Below are 21,268 nucleotides of genomic sequence, written 5' to 3'. Positions count from 1 at the left end.
CAACCAGATGGCCTGGATGCACGACGAATACCGTCCGCAGCGCGGCGACGTGTACTTGCAGAAGACCGCGACCACCTTCGACGTGTCCCTGTGGGGCTACTTCCTGCCGTTGCGCACGGGCGCGACGCTGCTGCTCGCCACCGCCGACGGCCATCGCGATCCGCGCTACCTCGCCGAGACCATCGCCGCCAATGGCGTCACCCTCACCGACTTCGTGCCGTCCATGCTCGCGGTATTCGCCGCGCATGCCGTCGCGGGCGAACTGGATTCGCTGCGCGATGTGTTCGTCATCGGCGAGGCGCTGCCGCCGGAGACCGTCGCGGCCTTCCACGCGGTGAGCGATGCTGGGCTGCACAATCTGTACGGCCCGACCGAAGCGGCGGTGTCGATCACCTACCGCGAAGTCACCGCCGCGGACGCACTTTCGGTTCCGATCGGCGAGCCCGAATGGAATTCACAGGTCTACGTGCTGGATTCGCGGCTGCGCCCGGTGCCGGTCGGCGTGCGCGGCGAACTGTACCTGGCCGGTGACCAGTTGGCGCGCGGCTATCACGGCCGGGTCGACCTGACCTCGGATCGCTTCGTGGCCAACCCGTTCGGTCCGGCCGGTGCGCGCATGTATCGCACCGGCGACCTGGTGCGCTGGAGTCAGGACGGTGAACTGGTCTACCTCGGCCGCGCCGACTTCCAGGTCAAATTCCGCGGCCAGCGGATCGAACTCGCGGATATCGAGACCGCGCTGCTCGCCGCACCCGAGGTGAATCAGGCCGCGGTGCGGCTGATCTCCGGTGACGACGGTGATTTCCTGGCGGGCTACGTGGTGTGCGCGACGGGTGCGCACTGGGACGCCGACGCCGTGCGCGAGGGCCTGACCCGGCGATTGCCTGCCTATATGGTGCCGACGGTGCTGATCGACCTGCCCGAATTCCCGGTCAACGCCAGCGGCAAACTGGATCGTAAGGCGCTGCCGGTTCCCCGTTTGCGGGTCAAAGAGTTCCGCGCGCCCGTCGACGCCGCCCAGCAGTTGGTCGCGGCGGTGTTCGCCGAGGTGCTAGGGGTGGAACGGGTCGGACTCGACGACGACTTCTTCGCGCTCGGCGGCAGTTCCCTTGACGCGACCCAGGTCACCGCGCGCGCCGGGGAGGCGGTTGGCGTCCGTGTCCCGGTGCGCACCCTGTTCGAGGCGACCACGGTGGAGTCCTTCGCGGCGGCCGTGGACGCGGCGGGCCGGGTCGAGACGCCGCGTCCGGCCCCCACCCGCGAACCCCGCCCCGCGCGAGTGCCACTCTCGCCCGCGCAGCGGCGGCTGTGGTTCCTGAACCGGATCGAGACCGAGGATGTCGCGTCCGGGCGCGCGCAGGAGTCCGGGGTCTACAACCTGCCCGTCGTGCTGCGGCTGCGCGGCAGGCTCGACGTCGTCGCGCTCGAGCGCGCGGTCCTCGACGTGCTGGCCAGGCACGAATCGCTGCGCACCTACTACCCCGAGGACGACGAAGGACCACGTCAGGAAATCCTGGACGGCGCCGATATCGGCCTGACTCTCACGCCCGCGCCGATACCGGCCGACGAGCTGGTCGCGGCGATGACCTCCGTCGTCGTGGCGAGTTTCGATGTCACGGTCGACATTCCCGCCAGGGTGGCCCTGCTGTCGGTCGACGGCGATCACGTCCTGGTCTTCGTGGTGCACCACATCGCCGCCGACGCGCTGTCCATGACCCCGCTGGTCGCCGATCTGCTGCGCGCCTACCGCGCCAGGCTCATCAGCCACCGCCCGGACTGGGCCGAATTGCCGATTCAGTACGCCGATTACAGCCTCTGGCAGCATCGGCTGCTCGGCGCCGAGGACGACACGGACGCCCTCGCGCACCGCCAGCTGCAGTACTGGCGCGAGACGCTCGCCGGCGTGCCCGGCGACCTGATGATCCCGACCGACCGCCCGCGTCCGGCGCTGCCGACCCAACGCGGCGCGACGGTCGACTTCACCATCGAACCGGGGACGGCGGCGCGGCTGCGCGCACTCGCCAAACGCGGTGGCGCGACCGTGTTCATGGTGCTGCACGCGGCCTTCGCGGTCACCCTCGCACGATCCGGCGGCACCGACGACATCGTGATCGGCTCACCGGTCGGCGGACGCGGCGACCGCGAACTCGACGACCTGATCGGCATGTTCGTCAACACCCTCGCCCTGCGCACCGGGTTCGACGCCGAGCAGCCGTTCACCGAATTCCTGAACCTGGTCAAGGAAGTCGATCTCGCCGCCTTCGCGCACGCGGACCTGCCTTTCGAACGTCTTGTGGACGCGCTCGCCGTCGATCGCGGCACCGGTGCGCACCCGCTGTTCCAGGTCATGCTGAGTTACGGCGGCGCACCGCGCTTCCCGATCCCCGACCTGCCGTGGCTGACCGTCGAGCCCGTCGAGATCCCCGACGACGCCGTGAAATTCGACCTGCACCTGGTCGTCAACGAGACCGAGGACGCGGCGCTCGCAGGCAGTCTGCGCTACGCCACCGACCTGTTCGACTCCGCCACCGCGGGCGCCATCGCCGCCCGACTGCGCCGCGTGCTCACCGCCGTGGCCGCCGACCCGCGCGCCCGGATCGGCGACATCGACCTGTTCGACGCCGCGGAACGCGCCCGCGTGCTGCACGATTGGAACGCCACCGAGTATCGCCTCGATCGCGCGCTGACCCTGCCCGCGCTGTTCGCCGCCCAGGTCGCGCGCACCCCCGACCTGCCCGCCCTGCGTTTCGATGCCGTCACCCTGACCTACGCGCAGCTGGCTGCGCGCGTCAACCGACTCGCGCGCTGGCTCATCGCGCGTGGTGTCGGCCCGGACTCGCTGGTGGCCCTCGGTATGCGGCGCGGCATCGACCTGGTGGTCGGCATGTACGCGGTGTCCGCGGCGGGCGGCGGTTACGTCCCGCTCGATCCCGACCATCCGGCCGAGCGCACGATCCACGTCCTCGACACCGCCATCCCGGTGACGGTGCTGACCTCCGGCGCGGATCTGGATGTCCCGGTGGCGCAGGAGCGCATCGACCGCATCGACCTCGACGGCTACTCCGCCGCGCCCGTCACCGACGCGGACCGGCGCGCGCCGCTGCGTGCCTCGAACACCGCTTACGTCATCTTCACCTCCGGTTCGACCGGACGCCCGAAGGGCGTTGCGGTGACGCACACCGCCATCGTGAACCGTTTGCGCTGGCTGCAATCCACGCATATCGCGCTGGACGAATCCGACGCGCTGTTGCAGAAGACCCCGGTGACCTTCGACGTGTCGGTACCGGAGTTCTTCTGGCCGTTGCAGACCGGCGCGCGACTCGTCCTCGCCCGCCCGGACGGCCACCGCGATCCCGCTTACCTCGCCGAACTCATTCGGCGCGAACGAATCACGGTGGCGCACTTCGTGCCGTCGATGCTTTCGGTGTTCCTGGACGACGACCCGAGGACGCCGTCGCTGCGGCATCTGCTCTGCTCGGGTGAGGCGCTGCCTGCCGCGACGGCCGCGCGCGCCCGCGAAATCACCGGCGCGCGCGTGCACAATCTGTACGGGCCGACCGAGACCGCCGTCGAGGTGTCCCACCACGAGGTGACCGAGTCCGACACCCGCGGTGTGCCGATGGGCGCACCGGTCTGGAACACCCAGTTGTACGTGCTGGATGCACGGCTGCGGCCGGTGCCGGTCGGGGTGCCGGGCGAACTGTACTTGGCGGGCGCGCAATTGGCGCGCGGCTATCTCGGCCGAGCCGACCTGACCGGTGAGCGGTTCGTGGCCAACCCCTTCGGGGTCCGCGGCGCCCGCATGTACCGCACCGGCGACCTCGTCGTGTGGCGTGCGGACGGTGAACTGGAATTTCTCGGCCGCACCGATTTCCAGGTGAAAGTGCGCGGACTGCGGATCGAACTCGGAGAGATCGAGTCCGTGTTGCTCGCCGAGCCGACCGTGGCCCGGGCGGCGGTCCTCGCGCGCGACGACTACGGCACGGGCGCGGCACTGGTGGCCTACCTGGTCGTAGACGGCGATTTCGACCTCGACCACACGCGCGCGGCGCTGACTCGCACTCTCCCCGCCTACATGGTTCCGTCCGCGTTCGTCGTCCTCGACGCCTTCCCGGTGAGTGCGTCGGGCAAGTTGGACCGCGCGGCGCTGCCCGCGCCCCCGACCGAGACCCGGGAGTTCCGCGCGGCCGACACCGAGGCGGAAATCCTTGTCGCGCAGACTTTCCGAATCCTGCTCGGCGCCACCCGCGTCGGCGCGAACGACGACTTCTTCGCACTCGGCGGCAACTCGCTGGTCGCCACCCAGCTGGCCGCCCGGCTGAGCAAGGCCACCGGTTCCCAGGTCCCGGTGCGCGCCGTTTTCGACGCGCCGACCGTGCGCGAACTCGCGGCCCGACTCGTGATCGACGCCGACCCGGATGCCGAGAGCGCGCCGCTGCCGCCACTGACCGCGCGGGAACGCGGCGGCCCGATCCCGCTGTCCATCGCCCAACAACGCATGTGGTTCCTGAACCGCTTCGACAGCGCGAGCGGCGGCTACAACATCCCGTTCGCGCTGCGCCTCACCGGTCCGCTCGACGTGGCCGCCCTCGGCGCCGCGATCTCGGACGTGATCGGGCGACACGAGACCCTGCGCACCCTGTATCCCGAGGTCGGCGGCGAGGCGACGCAGGTGGTGCTGCCCGCCGAAACCCGACTCGTCGACCTGGTCGTTCGGCCGGTGCGCGAGGCCGAACTGCCCGACCTCGTCACCGCGGTCACCGCCGCGGGATTCGACGTGACCGCCGAGGTACCGGTGCGGGTGCGCCTGCTGCGACTGGAACAGGACGGCCCGGCGCGGCCGCAGCACATCCTGCTGTTCGTCGTGCACCACATCGCGGCCGACGGCTGGTCCTTCGCGCCGCTGACCCGCGATCTGGCCGCCGCCTACGTCGCCCGCTGTGCGAACACCGCACCGCACTGGGCGCCGCTTCCGTTGCAGTACGCCGACTTCGCGCTGTGGCAGCGCGAAGTGCTCGGCCGACCCGATGACCGGAGTTCGGTTCTCGCAAGGCAATTGGGTTACTGGACCCGTCGGCTCGCCGATCTGCCCGAGGTCACCTCGGCACCGTCGGACCGCGCGCGACCGGCCGTGGCGAGCACGCGCGGCGGCGCACGCACCGCGCAGCTCGACGCGCGCCTGCACGCCGAGATCCACCGGCTGGCCGCCGCGCACCGCGCGACCCCGTTCATGGTGCTGCACACCGCGCTCGCGGTGCTGCTGAGCAGGCTCGGCGGCACCGACGACGTGGTGATCGGCACCCCGGTCGCCGGACGCGGCGAGCAGGCGTTGGACGAGATCGTCGGCATGTTCGTCAACACCCTGGTGCTGCGCACCGAGGTGCGGGCGGGCGCCACCCTCGCCGAGTTGCTCGCGACCGTCCGCGCGGGCGACCTCGCCGCCTTCGACCACGCGGTCGTGCCGTTCGAGCAGTTGGTGGACGCGCTGAATCCGGTGCGTTCGCAGGCGCACGCACCGCTGTACCAGGTGTCGATGACCCTCCAGAACCAGACCAAACCCGAATTCGACCTGAACCGAATGAGTTTCGCGGCCCTCGAGGTCGGACCCGCGCCCATCCAGCTCGATCTGGACTGGACGCTGACCGACCGCTACGACGGGGACGGCGAGCCCGATGGCATCGACATCCACCTGCATTACGCCCTCGACCTGTTCGACGAGCGGACCGTGGACGACTTCCTCGCCCGGTTCGAACGCATCCTGCGGGCCATGGTGGCCGATCCGCGGACACGGGTCGGCAAGGTCGAGCTGATGTCGGTCGCCGAGCGCGGTCTACTGCTCTCCGATCGTAACGCCACCGCGCGGGCGCTGCCCGAGGAGACGTTGGACGATCTGCTCACCGCGCGAGTCGCCCTCGATCCCGACGGCGTCGCGGCGCGTTTCGACGCGGAGTCGCTCACCTACGCCGAACTCGAGTCTCGGGCGAATCGATTGGCGCGCTGGCTGATCGAGCGCGGGGTCGGGCCGGAGTCCATCGTCGGACTCGGCGCCTTGCGCAGCCTGGACATGGTGGTCGCCATGTACGCGATCGTGCGCGCGGGCGGCGCGTACCTGCCGATCGACCCCGCCCATCCGGCCGACCGGATCGCCCAGCTGATCGACACCGCGAGCCCCGCGCTGATCCTCACGGTCGGTGGCGCGCGCCTGCCCGAGGACATCGCCGCACCCGTGCACGAACTCGCCGCGCTGGATCTGGCCGGATTCGCCGACGACCCGCTGTCGGAGGCCGAGCGCCGTGCGCCGCTGCGCACCGCGAACACCGCCTACGTGCTGTTCACCTCCGGCTCCACCGGTAAGCCCAAAGGTGTCGCGGTGAGCCACCGCGCCATCATGAATCAGCTGCGCTGGCTGGAATTCCGCTACGGGATCACCTCCGACGACCGCATCCTGCAGCGCGCCCCGCTCACCTTCGACGTCTCGGTGTGGGAATGCTTCATGCCGGTCCTGGTTGGTGCGCCGCTGGTGATCGCCCGTCCGAGCGGGCATCTCGACCTCGCCTACTTCGCCGGACTGCTGCGCGAACACGGCATAACCATCGCCGAATACGTGCCGTCGGTGCTCGCCGCGCTGATCGGCGAGGGCATGGGCGACGCGCTCGGCTCGTTCCGCCACCTGCACTGCGGCGGTGAGGCATTGACGCCGGATCTGCTCGCCGACATCCGCGTGCACGCGGGCGGCGAGGTGCACAACTCCTACGGTCCCACCGAGGCCGCCATCTCCTCGGTCTTCCACGAATTCACCGACGCCGATGCCGATTCCGGACTCGAGGTCGCCATCGGACGGCCGTGCTGGAACACCCGAACCTATGTGCTGGACGCACGGCTGCGTCCGGTGCCGATCGGCGTCACGGGTGAGTTGTATCTCGCGGGCGACCAGTTGGCGCGCGGCTATCATGGTCGCTCCGGCCTGACCGCGGAACGATTCGTCGCCGACCCGTTCGGGGTGCCGGGGCGGGTCATGTATCGCACCGGCGACTTGGTCAAATGGAGCCGCGACGGCGATCTTGTCTACTTGGGCCGCAACGACTTCCAGATCAAGCTGCGCGGCCAGCGCATAGAACTGGGCGAGATCGAGGCCGCGCTCGCCGGGGTGGACGGCGTCTCCAACGCGGCCGTCGTGCTCGCCGCCGACTCTTCCGGCTACGAAGGACTCGTCGGCTACGTCAGCGGCGCCGACCTCGACGCGCGAAGCGTGCTCGACGCGGTGCGCGACCGGCTGCCCGGCTACATGGTGCCCGCGCACCTGGTCGTACTGGACGAGATGCCGCTCACCGCGGTCGGCAAGCTGAATCGCGCCGCGCTGCCCGCCGTCGAGTTCAGCGGTGTCGGAGCCGAATTCCGTGCGCCTACCGAGGGTGTGGAATCGGTGTTGGCGGCGCTGATCACCGATCTGGTCGGCTTGAACGGCCCGCTCGGGGCGGACGACGACTTCTTCGCGCGCGGCGGCAATTCGCTGCTCGCCATGCGACTGGTTGCCCGAGCCAACACCGCGTTCGGCTCCGCGCTGACCGTGCGCGAGGTGTTCGAGGCGCCGACCGTGGCCGAACTCGCGGCGCGGGTGCGGGATTCTTCGCGCCTCGGTGCCGGTGCGCAGTTGCCCGCGCTGGTGGCGGGCGAACGACCGGAACGGATTCCGCTCTCGCCCGCGCAGACCAGGATGTGGCTGCTCAACCGGCTCGAACCGGAATCGGCTGTCTACAACATTCCGATCACCATCCGCTTGCGCGGTGCGCTGGACGAATCCGCGTTGCGCGCGGCCGTCGCCGATGTGATCGAGCGGCATGAATCGCTGCGGACAGTCTTCCCGTCCGATGCGGACGGACCGCATCAGGTGGTGCGTTCCGGTTCCGCCGCGCACACTCCCGTTCGGGTGCGCGAGGTCGCCGAAGCGGATCTGCTCGCCACCGTGCTCGACATCGTCGGCGTCGGCTTCGACCTGCGTGAGCGGGTCCCGGTACGCACCGCGCTGCTGCGGGTCGATCCGCGCGACCACGTACTGGTGGTGGTCGTGCATCACATCGCCGCCGACGGCGTCTCCACCGGGCCGCTGGCCCGCGATCTCATGGTCGCCTACGGTGCGCGCTGCACGGGCGATGCGCCGAGTTGGACGCCGCTGCCGGTGCAGTACCCCGATTTCGCGCTGTGGCAGCACGCGCTGCTCGGCTCGGCCGACGACCCGACTTCGCTGCTGTCGCGCCGGATCGCGCACTGGCGCGACGAACTCGCGGGCCTACCGCCGGTGCTGGAACTGCCCGCCGACCGCCCGCGCCCGCCGGTCGCGACCGGTCATGGCGCGACCGTGCCCTTCACCGTCCCGGCCGATCTCACCGCGGCGGCAACGAAACTGGCGCGTGCACAGGGTGTCTCGCTGTTCATGGTGGTCCACGCGGCGTACGCCGCACTGCTCGCCCGACTCGCGCGCACCGAGGACATCGCCATCGGCACACCCGTCGCGGGCCGCGCCGAACAAGCGCTCGACGACCTGGTCGGCATGTTCGTCAACACCCTCGTCCTGCGCACCGCGGTGCGCCCCGACACCGCCTTCGCGGATCTCCTCGCCACCGTGCGCGCCGCCGACGTGCGGGCCTTCACACACGCCGAACTGCCTTTCGAACGGCTCGTGGAAGAACTGAACCCGGTACGCTCACAAGCGCATTCGCCGATCGTGCAGACCCTGCTCACCTTCGAGCACCGCGACGACGCGGTGCTGCGGCTGCCCGACCTCGAGGTGCGCGGCTACCCGATCGACAACGGCATCGCCCAATTCGACCTCGCCATGGAACTCACCGAATTCGGCGCGGACGCGGGCACCGAACTGCGCGGCGTGCTGCGCTACGCCACCGACCTGTTCGACGCCGACACCGTGCGCGGTTTCGCGGCCCGATTCCTGCGTATCCTGGCGGGCGCCACCGCCGACGCCACGGTCGCCGTCGGCGATCTGGAATGGCTCGACCCCGCCGAACGCAGCCTGGTGCTGCGCCGTTGGAACGACACCGAGCGGGTGCTGCCCGGCGATCAGACCCTGGCCTCGTTGTTCGAACGGCAGGTGGCCCGCACACCCGACGCGGTCGCGGTCGGCTACGAGGGCATCAACCTCACCTATGCCGAGTTCGCCTGTCGAGCAAGGCGTCTGGCACGCCGGCTGATCGAGCAGGGCGTCGGGCCCGATACGACCGTGGCACTCGGCATGCGCCGTGGCCCTGACCTGGTCGTCGGCATGTACGCGGTCGTGCTCGCAGGCGGCGCCTACCTTCCGGTCGATCCCGACCATCCGGCCGAACGGATCGGGCACATGCTGCGCACCGCGCGTCCGGTGTGCATGCTGACCTCGGGTTTCGTTCTCGACGCCCCCACCAGCAGGCAGATCCGCCTCGACCTGCTCGACCTGAACGGCTACGCCACCGACCCGGTGCGCCCCGACGAACTGCGCGCCGCGTTGCGTCCCGGCCACCCGGCCTACGTGATCTTCACCTCCGGGTCGACGGGACGGCCCAAGGGCGTGGCGGTGTCGCACGCGGCGATCGTCAACCGCCTGCTGTGGATGCAGGATCGTTACGCGCTGCGCACCGACGACGCGGTGCTGCAGAAGACCCCAGCGGGCTTCGACGTCTCGGTGTGGGAGTTCTTCTGGCCGTTGCAGGTCGGCGCACGGCTGGTGCTGGCCCACCACGACGGCCATCGCGATCCCGGCTACCTGGCGGCGATCATCGCCGCCGAACGCATCACCACCGTGCATTTCGTGCCCGCCATGCTCGCGGCCTTCGTCACCGAACCGCGCGTCTCCGAATGCCGGACGCTGCGTAGGGTATTCGCCTCGGGCGAAGCGCTGCCCGCCGCGACCGCACAGCGCGCCAGGCAGCTGACCGGCGCGCGCGTGCACAACCTGTACGGGCCGACCGAAGCCGCCGTCGACGTGACTTTCCACGAGGTCACCGACGCCGACACGATCAGCGTGCCGATCGGCAGGCCGGTGTTCAACACCGCCGCGCTGGTGCTGGATTCGCGGTTGCGTCCGGTGCCGATCGGTGTGCCCGGCGAACTGTATCTGGCAGGCGCGCAGGTGGCGCTCGGCTACGTGGGTCGCCCGGAACTGACGGCCGACCGTTTCGTGGCCGACCCGTACGGGGAACGCGGCGCGCGCATGTACCGCACCGGTGACCTGGTCGCCTGGAACGCCGACGGCGAGCTGGAATATTTGGGCCGCACCGACTTCCAGGTGAAACTGCGCGGCCTGCGCATCGAACTGGGCGAGATCGAGACCGCGCTCACCGCCGTGGACACCGTCGACCAGGCGGTCGTGGTGCTCCGCTCCGACGAACGGGTCGGTGATCGGCTGGTCGCCTACCTGGTCGGCGCGGATATCGACGAGGACGCGGTGCGCGCGAGCGTGGCCGCAAGGCTCCCGGCGTACATGACGCCATCGGCGCTGGTCGTGCTGCCGGAACTGCCGGTGAACGCCTCCGGAAAGCTCGACCGGCGTGCGCTGCCCGATCCGGTGTTCGAGACCGCCGCCTACCGCGCCCCCGAGACCGACGCGCAGCGCTTGGTCGCCGCGATCATGGGCGAACTGCTCGGCGTCGACACCGTCGGCGCGGACGACGACTTCTTCGCCCTCGGCGGCAACTCGCTCGTCGCCACCCGCCTCGCCGCCCGGATCGGCGCGGAACTCGGCGTCGAGATCCCCGTGCGGACGCTGTTCGAGGCGCCGACGGTCGCCGCGCTCGCCGCGCGGGTCGAACAGTCGGATGTGGCGCGCATCGCGCTGACCGTCGGCGCGCGCCCCGATCCGATCCCGCTCTCGCCCGCGCAGCGGCGCATGTGGTTCCTCAACCGCTTCGATCCCGCCGAATCGGTGCACAACATCCCGGTCGCCATCCGGCTGACCGGCGCGCTGGACGAGGCGGCCCTGATCGCGGCCATCGGCGACGTGGTGCGACGCCACGAAACCCTGCGCACCGTTTACCCCGATATCGGCGGTACCGGCTACCAGCGCGTCCTGGACGACGACGCGCCGCGGATCATCGCGCTCGCGCCGCAGCGGATCACCGAATCCCTGGTCGATTTCGTCTCCGAACCCTTCGACGTGACCGCCGAGGCGCCGCTGCGCGTCGGCCTGGCCCGCCTCGCCGAACGCGAACACCTACTCGCCCTCGTCATCCACCACATCGCGGCCGACGGCTACTCCATGGGCCCGCTGGCCCGCGATATCGCCACCGCCTACGCGGCGCGGGTCGCGGGCGAGGCGCCGCACTGGACGCCGCTGCCGGTCCAGTACGCCGATTACGCACTGTGGCAACGGGATCTGCTCGGCGACGAGGCCGATCCCGAATCGCTCGCGGCCCGCCAACTCGCCTACTGGCGGCGGGCGCTGCGCGGTCTGCCCGCGCAACTCGACCTGCCCGCCGACCGTCCACGTCCCGCTGTCGCCAGTCACGCCGCCGCCGCGACCACCCTCGCGCTGCCCGCAGCGGTGCGCAGGGGCATCGATGCGGTCGCCGCGCGTTTCGACGCGACCCCGTTCATGGTGACGCACGCCGCTTTCGCGACCCTGCTCGCCCGGCTGTCGGGCACCTCCGACATCGCGATCGGCGCACCGGTCGCAGGCCGCGGCGATGCCGCGCTCGACGATCTGGTCGGCATGTTCGTCAACACCCTGGTCCTGCGCGCCGACGTACCGGGTTCGGACACCTTCGCGACCGTCCTGCGCCGGATCCGCGACACCGACCTGGACGCCTTCGCCAACGCCGACGTGCCCTTCGAACGCCTCGTCGAGGTGCTCGACCCGCCACGCTCGCAGGCCCGCCATCCGCTGTTCCAGGTGGCGCTGTACTACCAGAACCTGGCGCCGACCGGCATCGAGGTGGCCGGGCTCGGCATCGGTGAGTACGCGGTCGACTACGAGACCACCCGCTTCGACCTCCAACTCACCGTCACCGCCGACACGCTGCGGTTCAGTTACGCCACAGATCTTTTCGACGAGGACACCGTCGCGGGCTTCGGCGCGCGCCTGCTGCGTCTGCTCGCGGCAGTCACCGCCGAACCCGAACAGGTCGTCGGCGATATCGATCTGTTCGACGCGGGCGAACTGCGTCGTGTGGTCACCGAATGGAACGACTCGGCGCACACCGCCTTCGTGGCGGAACTGCTGACCGACGAATTCGAGGCGCAGGCCGCGGCGACCCCCGACGATCCCGCGCTGGTGTACGTCCCCGACGACGGCGCGGCGGCGACCGTGCTCACCTACGGCGAACTGGACCGGCGGAGCAACCGGCTGGCCCGGCGGCTCATCGCGGCCGGTGTCGGACCGGAATCGCTGGTGGCGCTAGTCATTCGGCGCTCACCGGAGCTGGTCGTCGCGATGTACGCGGTGCTCAAGGCGGGCGGCGCGTACGTGCCCGTCGACCCCGACCACCCGCCCCTGCGCATCGCCCACATCCTGCGCACCGCGCGCCCCTCGGCCCTGCTGACGGCGGGACAGATCGCCGAACCGGGATTCTTCGGACCGGTGATCCGGGTGGATTCCGACGATTACGACGGCTACGACGACGGTCCCGTCGCGGCGGAGGAGCGCACCGCGCCGGTGCGCCCCGACCATCCCGCGTACGTGATCTTCACCTCGGGGTCGACGGGTAAACCCAAGGGCGTCAGCGTCTCCCACGCCGCCATCGTCAACCAGATGACGTGGATGCAATCGGAGTACCGCCTCGACGCCGACGACGTGTACTTACAGAAGACCGCGACCACCTTCGACGTGTCGCTGTGGGGCTACTTCCTGCCGTTGCGGGTCGGCGCGACCCTGGTCCTCGCCACCCCGGACGGGCACCGCGATCCCGGCTACCTGAGCGAGATCATCGGTGCGCATCGGGTCACCGTCACCGATTTCGTGCCGTCGATGCTCACTGTCTTCGCCGGTCAGGTGGAATCGAGTGGCTCGCGCGCCGCGCTCGACACGCTGCGCACCGTCTTCGTCATCGGCGAGGCGCTGCCCGCCGAGACCGTGCGAGCCTTCGGCGCGGTGAGTTCGGCACGCCTGCACAACCTCTACGGTCCCACCGAGGCGGCGGTGAGCATCACCTACCGCGAGGTGACCGGCGAAACCGAGCGCACCGTCATGCCGATCGGCAACCCGGAGTGGAACAGCCGTGTCTACGTGCTGGATTCGCGACTGCGCCCGACGCTGCCCGGCGTCGCGGGCGAACTCTATCTCGCGGGCGTCCAACTCGCGCGCGGCTATCAGGACCGCGCCGATCTGACCTCGGATCGGTTCGTGGCCAATCCGTTCGGGCAGCCGGGCGAACGCATGTACCGCACCGGCGACCTGGTGCGCTGGGAGACCGGAGGTGACACGGCCGAACTGGTGTACCTGGGGCGCACCGACTTCCAGGTCAAATTCCGCGGTCAGCGCATCGAACTCGGCGAGATCGAATCGGTGCTCGCGGCCGTCCCCGGCATCGCGCAGGCCGCGGCGCGGGTCGTGGCCACCCCCGGCGGCGATCATCTCGTCGGCTACCTGGTTCGGCGCGCGGGCTCGATGGTGACCGATGCGGAGGTGCGCGGCGCCGCGGCGTCCGCGTTGCCGTCGTACATGGTGCCCTCGGCGCTGATGGCGCTGGATGCGTTCCCGCTCAACGCCTCCGGGAAACTCGACCGTGCCGCGCTGCCGGACCCGGTCTTCGATCGCGTCGCCTACGTCGCACCCGTGACCCCGGCGCAGCGTCAGGTCGCCGCGGCCTACGAGGCGGTGCTCGGCGGCCGGATCGGACTCGACGACGGCTTCTTCGAACTCGGCGGCAACTCGCTGAGCGCCACCAGGGTGCTGGCCAGGCTGGGGGAACGGCTCGGTCGCCGCGTCCCGGTGCGGATGCTGTTCGAATCACCGACGGTACGCGCGCTCGCCGAGCGGGTCGCCGACGAGGCGGGCGAGCAGGTGGTTCCGCTGATCGCGGGCCCGCGCCCGGATACCGTGCCGCTCGCGCCGGTGCAGCACGGCATGTGGCTGCTGAACCGGCTCGATCCGGCCTCGCCCGCGCACAACATCCCGGTCGCGGTGCGCCTGCGCGGCGAACTGGACGAGGTCGCGCTCGCGGCGGCCCTCGCGGACGTGGTCGCCAGGCACGAGGTGCTGCGCACGATCTATCCCGCCGACGCCGCAGGAGTCGGTCACCAGGTGATCCTGCCCGTCGAATCGGCGCGAGCGCGCTTCGTCATGGAATCTGTCGAGCGATCCGCGTTGGACGCGCGAATCACCGAATTCCTCTCCGGCGGTTTCGATGTCACCGCCGCGCCGCCGCTGCGCGCGACCCTGTTGCGGGTCGCCGCCGACGAGCACGTGCTGGTCGCGGTCGTGCACCACATCGCCGCTGACGGCTATTCGATGACTCCGCTGCTGCGCGATCTGCTCAGCGCCTACCTCGCGCGGGTGCTCGACGCCGCACCGCTGTGGCCGAAACTGGCCGCCCAGTACGCCGATTACGCGCTGTGGCAGGCCCGTGCGGTCGAGGAGGTCGCCGCGGCGCAGGTGGAGTTCTGGCGGACGACGCTGCGCGATCTGCCCGAGGAACTGACGCTGCCGACCGACCGCCCGCGTCCGGCCGTCGCGTCCAAGCACGGCGGGAACGTGCGTGCGCGGATCGGCGGCGGCATCGCCGAGCGGGTGCGCACGCTGGCCGCGGCGCACGGCGCTACCCCGTTCATGGTGGTGCACGCCGCGCTGTCGGTGCTGCTCGCGCGGTTGTCGGGGTCGACGGATATCGCGATCGGAACGCCGGTCGCCGGACGCGGCGCGGCGGCGCTCGACGACCTGGTCGGCATGTTCGTCAACACCCTTGTGCTGCGGACCCGGCCGGAACCTGGGCTGAATTTCGCCGACTTGCTCGCCGAGACCAAGGCGGTCGACCTCGCCGCCTTCGCCAACGCCACCATCCCCTTCGAGCGGGTGGCCGAAGAACTCGGGGCGCAGACCTCGCTGGCCCGCCATCCGCTGTTCACGGTCGCGCTGAGCTATCTCGACGCGGGGACCGACGCCTTCGCGGTGCCGGGGCTGGAACTGTCGCCGGTCGAATTCGACGAACCGGTCGCGCGTTTCGACCTCCAGTTCACCGTGGCCGCCGGACCCGACGCCGACGGCCATCTCGGTGTCGAGTTGAATTACGCCACCGACCTTTTCGACGCCGCGACGGCCGATGGCCTGCTGCGCCGATTCGGCCGGGTGCTCGCGGCGCTGACCGCCGATCCGCTGCGCGCGGTCGGCGCGGTCGACCTGCTCGCCCCCGCCGAACGGGCCGAGCTGCTGACCCGGCGCGGCGGCGCGGTCGAGCCCGTGACATTCGCCGAACTCGTCACGGCCGCGATCGCCGCGAATCCCGAAGGCGACGCGTTGCTCTCGGGCGACCGCGCGCTCACCTACCGCGAGATGGACGAGCGGTCCGCGCGTCTGGCGCGCATGCTCATCGGATTCGGCATCGGCGCCGAGGATGTCGTCGCCATCGCGATCCCGCGTTCGACGGAATGGGTGCTCGCGGTGTGGGCCGTTGCGCGCACCGGCGCGGCGTTCGTGCCCGTCGACCCCACCTATCCGGCCGAGCGGATCACCCACATGCTCACCGATTCCGGTGCGGCGGTGGGCATCACGATCGCAACATCGCGCACCGCGCTACCCGACGCCACCGAATGGCTGGTCCTGGACGCCGAAACCACCGCGGCCCGACTGCGGCACACCAGCGCCGCGCCGATCGCCGCGGCAGAGCTCGTTCGCCCCACGCGCGTCGACAATCCGGCGTGGATGATCTACACCTCGGGATCCACCGGCGTCCCCAAGGGCGTCGTCGCCACCAACGCGGGCATCGCGGGCGTGGCACGGGCGCAGCGGGAGCGCTACCGGGTCGGCCCCGACGCCAGGGTGCTGCACGTGGCCTCACCCAGCTTCGACGCCTCCATGCTGGAATTCCTGCTCGCACTCGCGTCCGGCGCGGCGCTGGTGGTCGCGCCCTCGGGCGTCTACGGCGGCGCGGAGCTGACGGAACTGATGCGGAAAACCCGGGTCAGCCACGCGTTCATCACCCCCGCGGTACTGCGCACCCTCGACCCCACCGCACTCCCCGACCTGGCACACCTGACCGTCGGCGGCGAATCCTACGGCCCGGATCTCGTGCGCCGCTGGGTATCCGACGACGCCGGGATGACCGCAGGTGAGCAGCCCATCCATGGCGGCGAGTCCGGCGGACCCGAGCCGTCGCGCCGCTGGACATCCGGCGACCACGGTCTGCCCGGCGCCGTCGAGGTGACCGCGGGTGGGCGAGCCTTCTACAACACCTACGGCCCCACCGAGACCACCGTCATCACCGCCATCAGCGAGCCGCTCGGTGCGGACGGCGCCTTCGACATCGGCACGCCGATCCATGGCATGGCGGCGCTGGTGCTCGACGCGCGGATGCAGCCGGTCCCGGTCGGTGTGACCGGTGAGCTGTATCTGCGCGGCCCGGGTGTGGCGCGTGGATATCATGCGCGGCCGGGACTTTCGGCGGGCAGCTTCGTCGCCGACCCGCACGGCCCGGCGGGCGGACGAATCTACCGGACCGGTGATCTGGTGCGCTGGAACGCTTCCGGCGCAATCGAATACGTCGGCCGGTCCGACCAGCAGGTGAAGGTTCGCGGCCTGCGCATCGAACTCGGTGAGATCGACGCCGTGCTCACCGCGCACGAGACGGTGGAGTTCGCGGTCACCGTAGGCCATTCCGACGCGGACGGTGCGGCCACGCTGGTCTCCTACGTGGTCGCGGCGCCGGGGCGGGTGATCGATGTCGAGGAACTCACCGCCTTCGCCGCACGGTCGTTGACGGCGTACATGGTGCCGTCGGCGATCACCGAGATCGACGCCATCCCGCTCACCCCGGTCGGCAAGCTGGACCGAAAGGCGCTGCCGGAACCGGTGTTCCGCGCCGTCGAATTCCGGGAACCCGTCACGGAGGCGGAGCGCACGGTCGCCGCGACCGTCGCCGAGGTGCTCGGACGCACCGAGCCGGTCGGGCGCGCCGACGACTTCTTCGCGCTCGGCGGCAATTCCCTGACCGCGACTCAGCTGGCGGCCCGCCTCGGCGCCGCGTTCGGCGCCTCGGTCGGCGTGCGCGCGGTCTTCGAACAGCCGACCGTCGCCGCGCTTGCCGCCGCACTCGACACCGGCTCCGCCGCCGACCCCGCACGCCCCGCCCTCGCCCCGCGTCATGGCGACGATCCGGTCCCGCTGTCGCTGGCCCAGCAGCGCATGTGGTTCCTCAACCGGCTCGACCGCCAGTCCACCGCCTACAACATCCCGCTGGCGGTGCGCCTCACCGGCACGCTCGACACGGCCGCCCTCAATGCCGCCGTCGCCGATGTGGTGACCAGGCACGAGGTACTGCGCACGGTCTACCCGCAGCGCGAATCCGGTCCCGTCCAAGTGGTACTCACCCCCGAGGACGCCAACACTCCCGTGCTGTCGCCGATCCCGGTGCCCGCCGACGATCTGGCCACCGCGGTGGCGGACTTCGTCAGCGCGGGCTTCGACGTCACCGCCGAAGTTCCGCTACGGGCACGGCTTTTCGAACCAACAGTGGAATCGAGTTCGCGCACACCGGAATACGTGTTGGTCGTCGTAGTGCACCACATCGCGGCGGACGGCTCGTCACTGGTTCCGCTGGCCCGCGACGTGATGCTCGCCTACGACGCGCGCCTGCGCGGTGAGGCGCCCGACCGGCCGCCGCTACCCGTGCAGTACGCGGACTTCAGCCTCTGGCAGCGCGCGCTGCTCGGCGCGGAATCCGACCCGGACTCCCTGCTCTCCCGGCAACTGCGCTTCTGGACCGACACCCTCGCCGACCTGCCGCCCCAACTGAATCTCCCCACCGACCGGCCGCGCCCGGCCATCGTGTCGACCAGGGGACGTCACATCGACTTCGCCGTCGACGCGGACCTGCACCGCGCACTGGTCGACCTGGCCCGCGCGAACGGGGCGACGCTGTTCATGGTGGTGCACGCGGCCTTCGCACTGCTGCTGGCCCGCCTGTCCGGAACCTCCGACATCGCGGTCGGCACCCCGGTCGCCGGTCGCGGCGCCGCCGAACTCGACGAGGTCGTCGGCATGTTCGTCAATACCGTGGTGCTGCGCACCGAGGTGACGGCGGGCGAGGACTTCACCGCGCTGCTCGACCGGGTGCGCACCGCCGACCTCGCGGCCTTGGCACACGCCGACGTACCGTTCGAGCGACTGGTGGAAGTGCTGAACCCGCAGCGCTCCACCGCACGCCACCCGCTGTTCCAGGTCGGTTTCTCCTTCCACAACCAGGCCGAGGCGCAATTCACCCTGGACGGCGCGACCGCCACCGCCGTCGACTTCGATTCCGAGGTCTCCCAGTTCGACCTGCACCTGGTACTGACCGACCGCTACGACGCGCACGGCGCTCCCGCCGGACTCGCCGCCTCCGTCACCTACGCGACGGCCCTGTTCGACGAATCCACCGTCGCGGGCTTCGCGGGCAGGTTGCACCGGCTGCTCGGCGCGGTCTGCGCGACACCGGAACTGCCGGTCGGGGATATCGCCCTGCTCGACGCCACCGAATCGCAGCGCATCGTCGAAACCTGGAACCGTCCGGACCGGACGGTTGAATCCGGTACGCTCGCAACCGCTTTCGAAGCGGCGGTCGCCCGGTCGCCGCGCGCGGTCGCGGTGGTCGACGGCGCGGAGTCGGTGACCTACGCGGAGTTCGCGGCTCGGGTGAACCGGTTGGCGCGGCTGCTGATCAGTCGCGGGATCGGCCCGGAGAGCCTGGTCGCGGTCGCGGTGCCGCGCAGCGTCGACCTGCTGGTCGCCATGTACGCGGTGGTGACCGCGGGCGGCGCGTACGTGCCGCTCGACCCGGATCATCCGCTGGAACGCACCACCGCGGTACTGGCGGCGGCGACCCCGGATCTGGTGCTGGTCTCGTCGCGACGTCCGATGCTGCCCGTGTCGGTGTCGGCGCACGAAGTGCTGGTCGACGTGGCCGCGGTCGATCCGATGCTCGCGGCCGGGCCGGTGCGCGCCTGGGAACGGCGCGTTCCGCTGACCCCGGCGAACACCGCCTACGTGATCTTCACCTCGGGTTCCACCGGCGCGCCGAAGGGTGTCGCGGTCTCGCACGCCGCGGTCACCCACCAATTGGCGTGGATGCAGTCGGAATACCAGCTCGGCGCCGACGATGTCGCGCTGCTGATGACCTCGGCCGCCTTCGACCTTTCGGTGTGGGAGTTCTGGTGGGCCCCGCGCACCGGCGCGCGGGTCGTACTCGCTCCGCACGGCGCCCAGCGCGACCCGGACGCGGTACTTGACCTCGTGGAGCAAGCCGGAGTAACCACGGTCACCCTCGTCCCCGCACTGCTCGCGATGCTCACCGAGGCCGCGCCCACCATGCCGTCGAGCCTGCGCAGGCTGCTCGTCATCGGTGAGGCGTTGCCCGCCGCGACCCTGGCGCGCGCCGCCGCCGCGACCGAAGCCAGGATCGACAACCTGTACGGCCCCACCGAGGCCGCCGTCTCGGTCACCCGGTACCGCACCGAGGAGTACGCGTCCGCCGCGCGGTCGGTGGTGCCGATCGGACGGGTCGAAGCGGGTAATACCGGATACGTTCTCGACGATCGGCTGCGTCCGGTGCCCGCCGGAGTCACCGGTGAGCTGTATCTCGGCGGCGCGCAACTGGCCCGCGGCTATCACGGCAGGGCCGAGCTGACCGCGGAACGGTTCGTCGCCGACCCGTTCGGCGCGCCGGGCGCCAGGCTGTACCGCACCGGCGACATGGTCCGCTGGACCGCCGACGGCGATCTCGAATACGTGGAGCGCCGCGACTTCCAGGTCAAGGTGCGCGGTTATCGCATCGAGTTGGCCGAGGTCGAACACGCCATGCGCGCGCGGCCCGAAGTCGGCGACGCGATCGTGCTCGCCCATCGCGGCGGTGACGAGAACGCCATGCTCGTCGGCTATTTCACCGCGAGCGCGCCGGTCGAGGCGGCGGCGCTGCGTTCGGAGCTGGCCGAACTGCTGCCCAGCTATATGGTGCCTTCGGTGTTGATCCGGCTGGACGCCGTGCCGCTCAACGCCAACGGCAAGGTGGATCGCGCCGCCCTGCCGCGCCCCGAACTCCGAGAACGCGAGTTCCGCGCACCGGAGACCGAGGTGGAGCGCACCGTCTGCGCGGTCTTCGCCGAGGTGCTCGAGGTCGAGCGGATCGGCATGGACGACAACTTCTTCGAACAGGGCGGCAACTCCCTGCTGGCGACCAGACTGGCGGCCAGGCTCGGCGCCGAACTGGCCGAACGGGTCGCGGTGGTGTGGCTGTTCGCCGCACCGACCCCGGCCGGACTGGTCGCGCAGCTCGCGCTGGCCCGCTCGGGTCGGGGCCGGGTCGAGGCCGACGCCGCTTTCGACGTGCTGTTGCCGCTGCGGCGCGGCGGTGCGGCCGAACCTCTGTTCTGCCTGCATCCGGCGGGCGGGGTGGCGTGGTCCTTCGCGGGCATCGCCGCGCACATCGACCCCGACCGCCCGATCTACGGTTTGCAATCGCCGGTGCTGAACTCCGACCGGCCGCTGCCGGATTCGATCGAGGACTGGGCGCTTCGCTATGTCGCGGAGATCCGGTCCGTGCAGCCGGAGGGGCCGTATCACCTGCTCGGCTGGTCGCTGGGCGGTGTGCTCGCGCACGCGGTGGCCGTGCGGCTGCAGGATCTCGGGCAGCGGGTCGCGGTGCTCGCGATGATGGACAGTCCGCGCACGGTCCCGGCCGACGCGTCGGTGACGGTGCCGCTCGCGGATCTGGTCGGCGGCCTGCTCGGCGACCGGGACGAGCACGCCGACCTCGCCGTCCTCGAGAACACCGACACCGCTGTCTTGGTCCGGCGCATGGACGAACTGCCGGAACCGTTCGCCTCTTTCGGTGCCGACCGCCTGACCCGCCTGCTCGCCGCGGGCGGCCGCGCCCTCGAACTCATCGGCAGTTACCAGCCGAGGCCCTACAAGGGGAATCTCGTGTATTTCACCGCGTCACTCGACGATCCCACCGGCGCCACCGGCGCGTCGGGTTGGGCGGACGCGGTGGACGGCACCGTCCACAACCACGCCGTTCAGGCCACCCACTGGCGCATGACCTCCGATGCCGCGCTCGCTCGCATCGGCCACGTCCTGTCCGCCCTGTGGGACAACGCCTGA

Annotated in this window: 1 protein-coding gene (only partly in view); it reads left to right on the top strand. The window is 70.7% G+C overall.

Going from position 1 to position 21,268, the window contains the following annotated elements:
• Positions 1 to 21,268, top strand: the 3' portion of a protein-coding gene (locus IT779_RS32200; protein WP_196153255.1) for a non-ribosomal peptide synthetase. 4,118 nt of this gene lie to the left of the window's left edge; only the last 21,268 of its 25,386 coding nucleotides appear in the window; its start codon lies off the left edge, out of view; its stop codon occupies positions 21,266 to 21,268.

Source organism: Nocardia bovistercoris (genome assembly GCF_015674855.1).
GTDB classification, from domain to species: Bacteria; Actinomycetota; Actinomycetes; order Mycobacteriales; family Mycobacteriaceae; genus Nocardia; species Nocardia bovistercoris.
The sequence above is the reverse complement of the archived record's forward strand: the minus strand, read 5'-3'. Positions and strand labels throughout refer to the sequence as shown.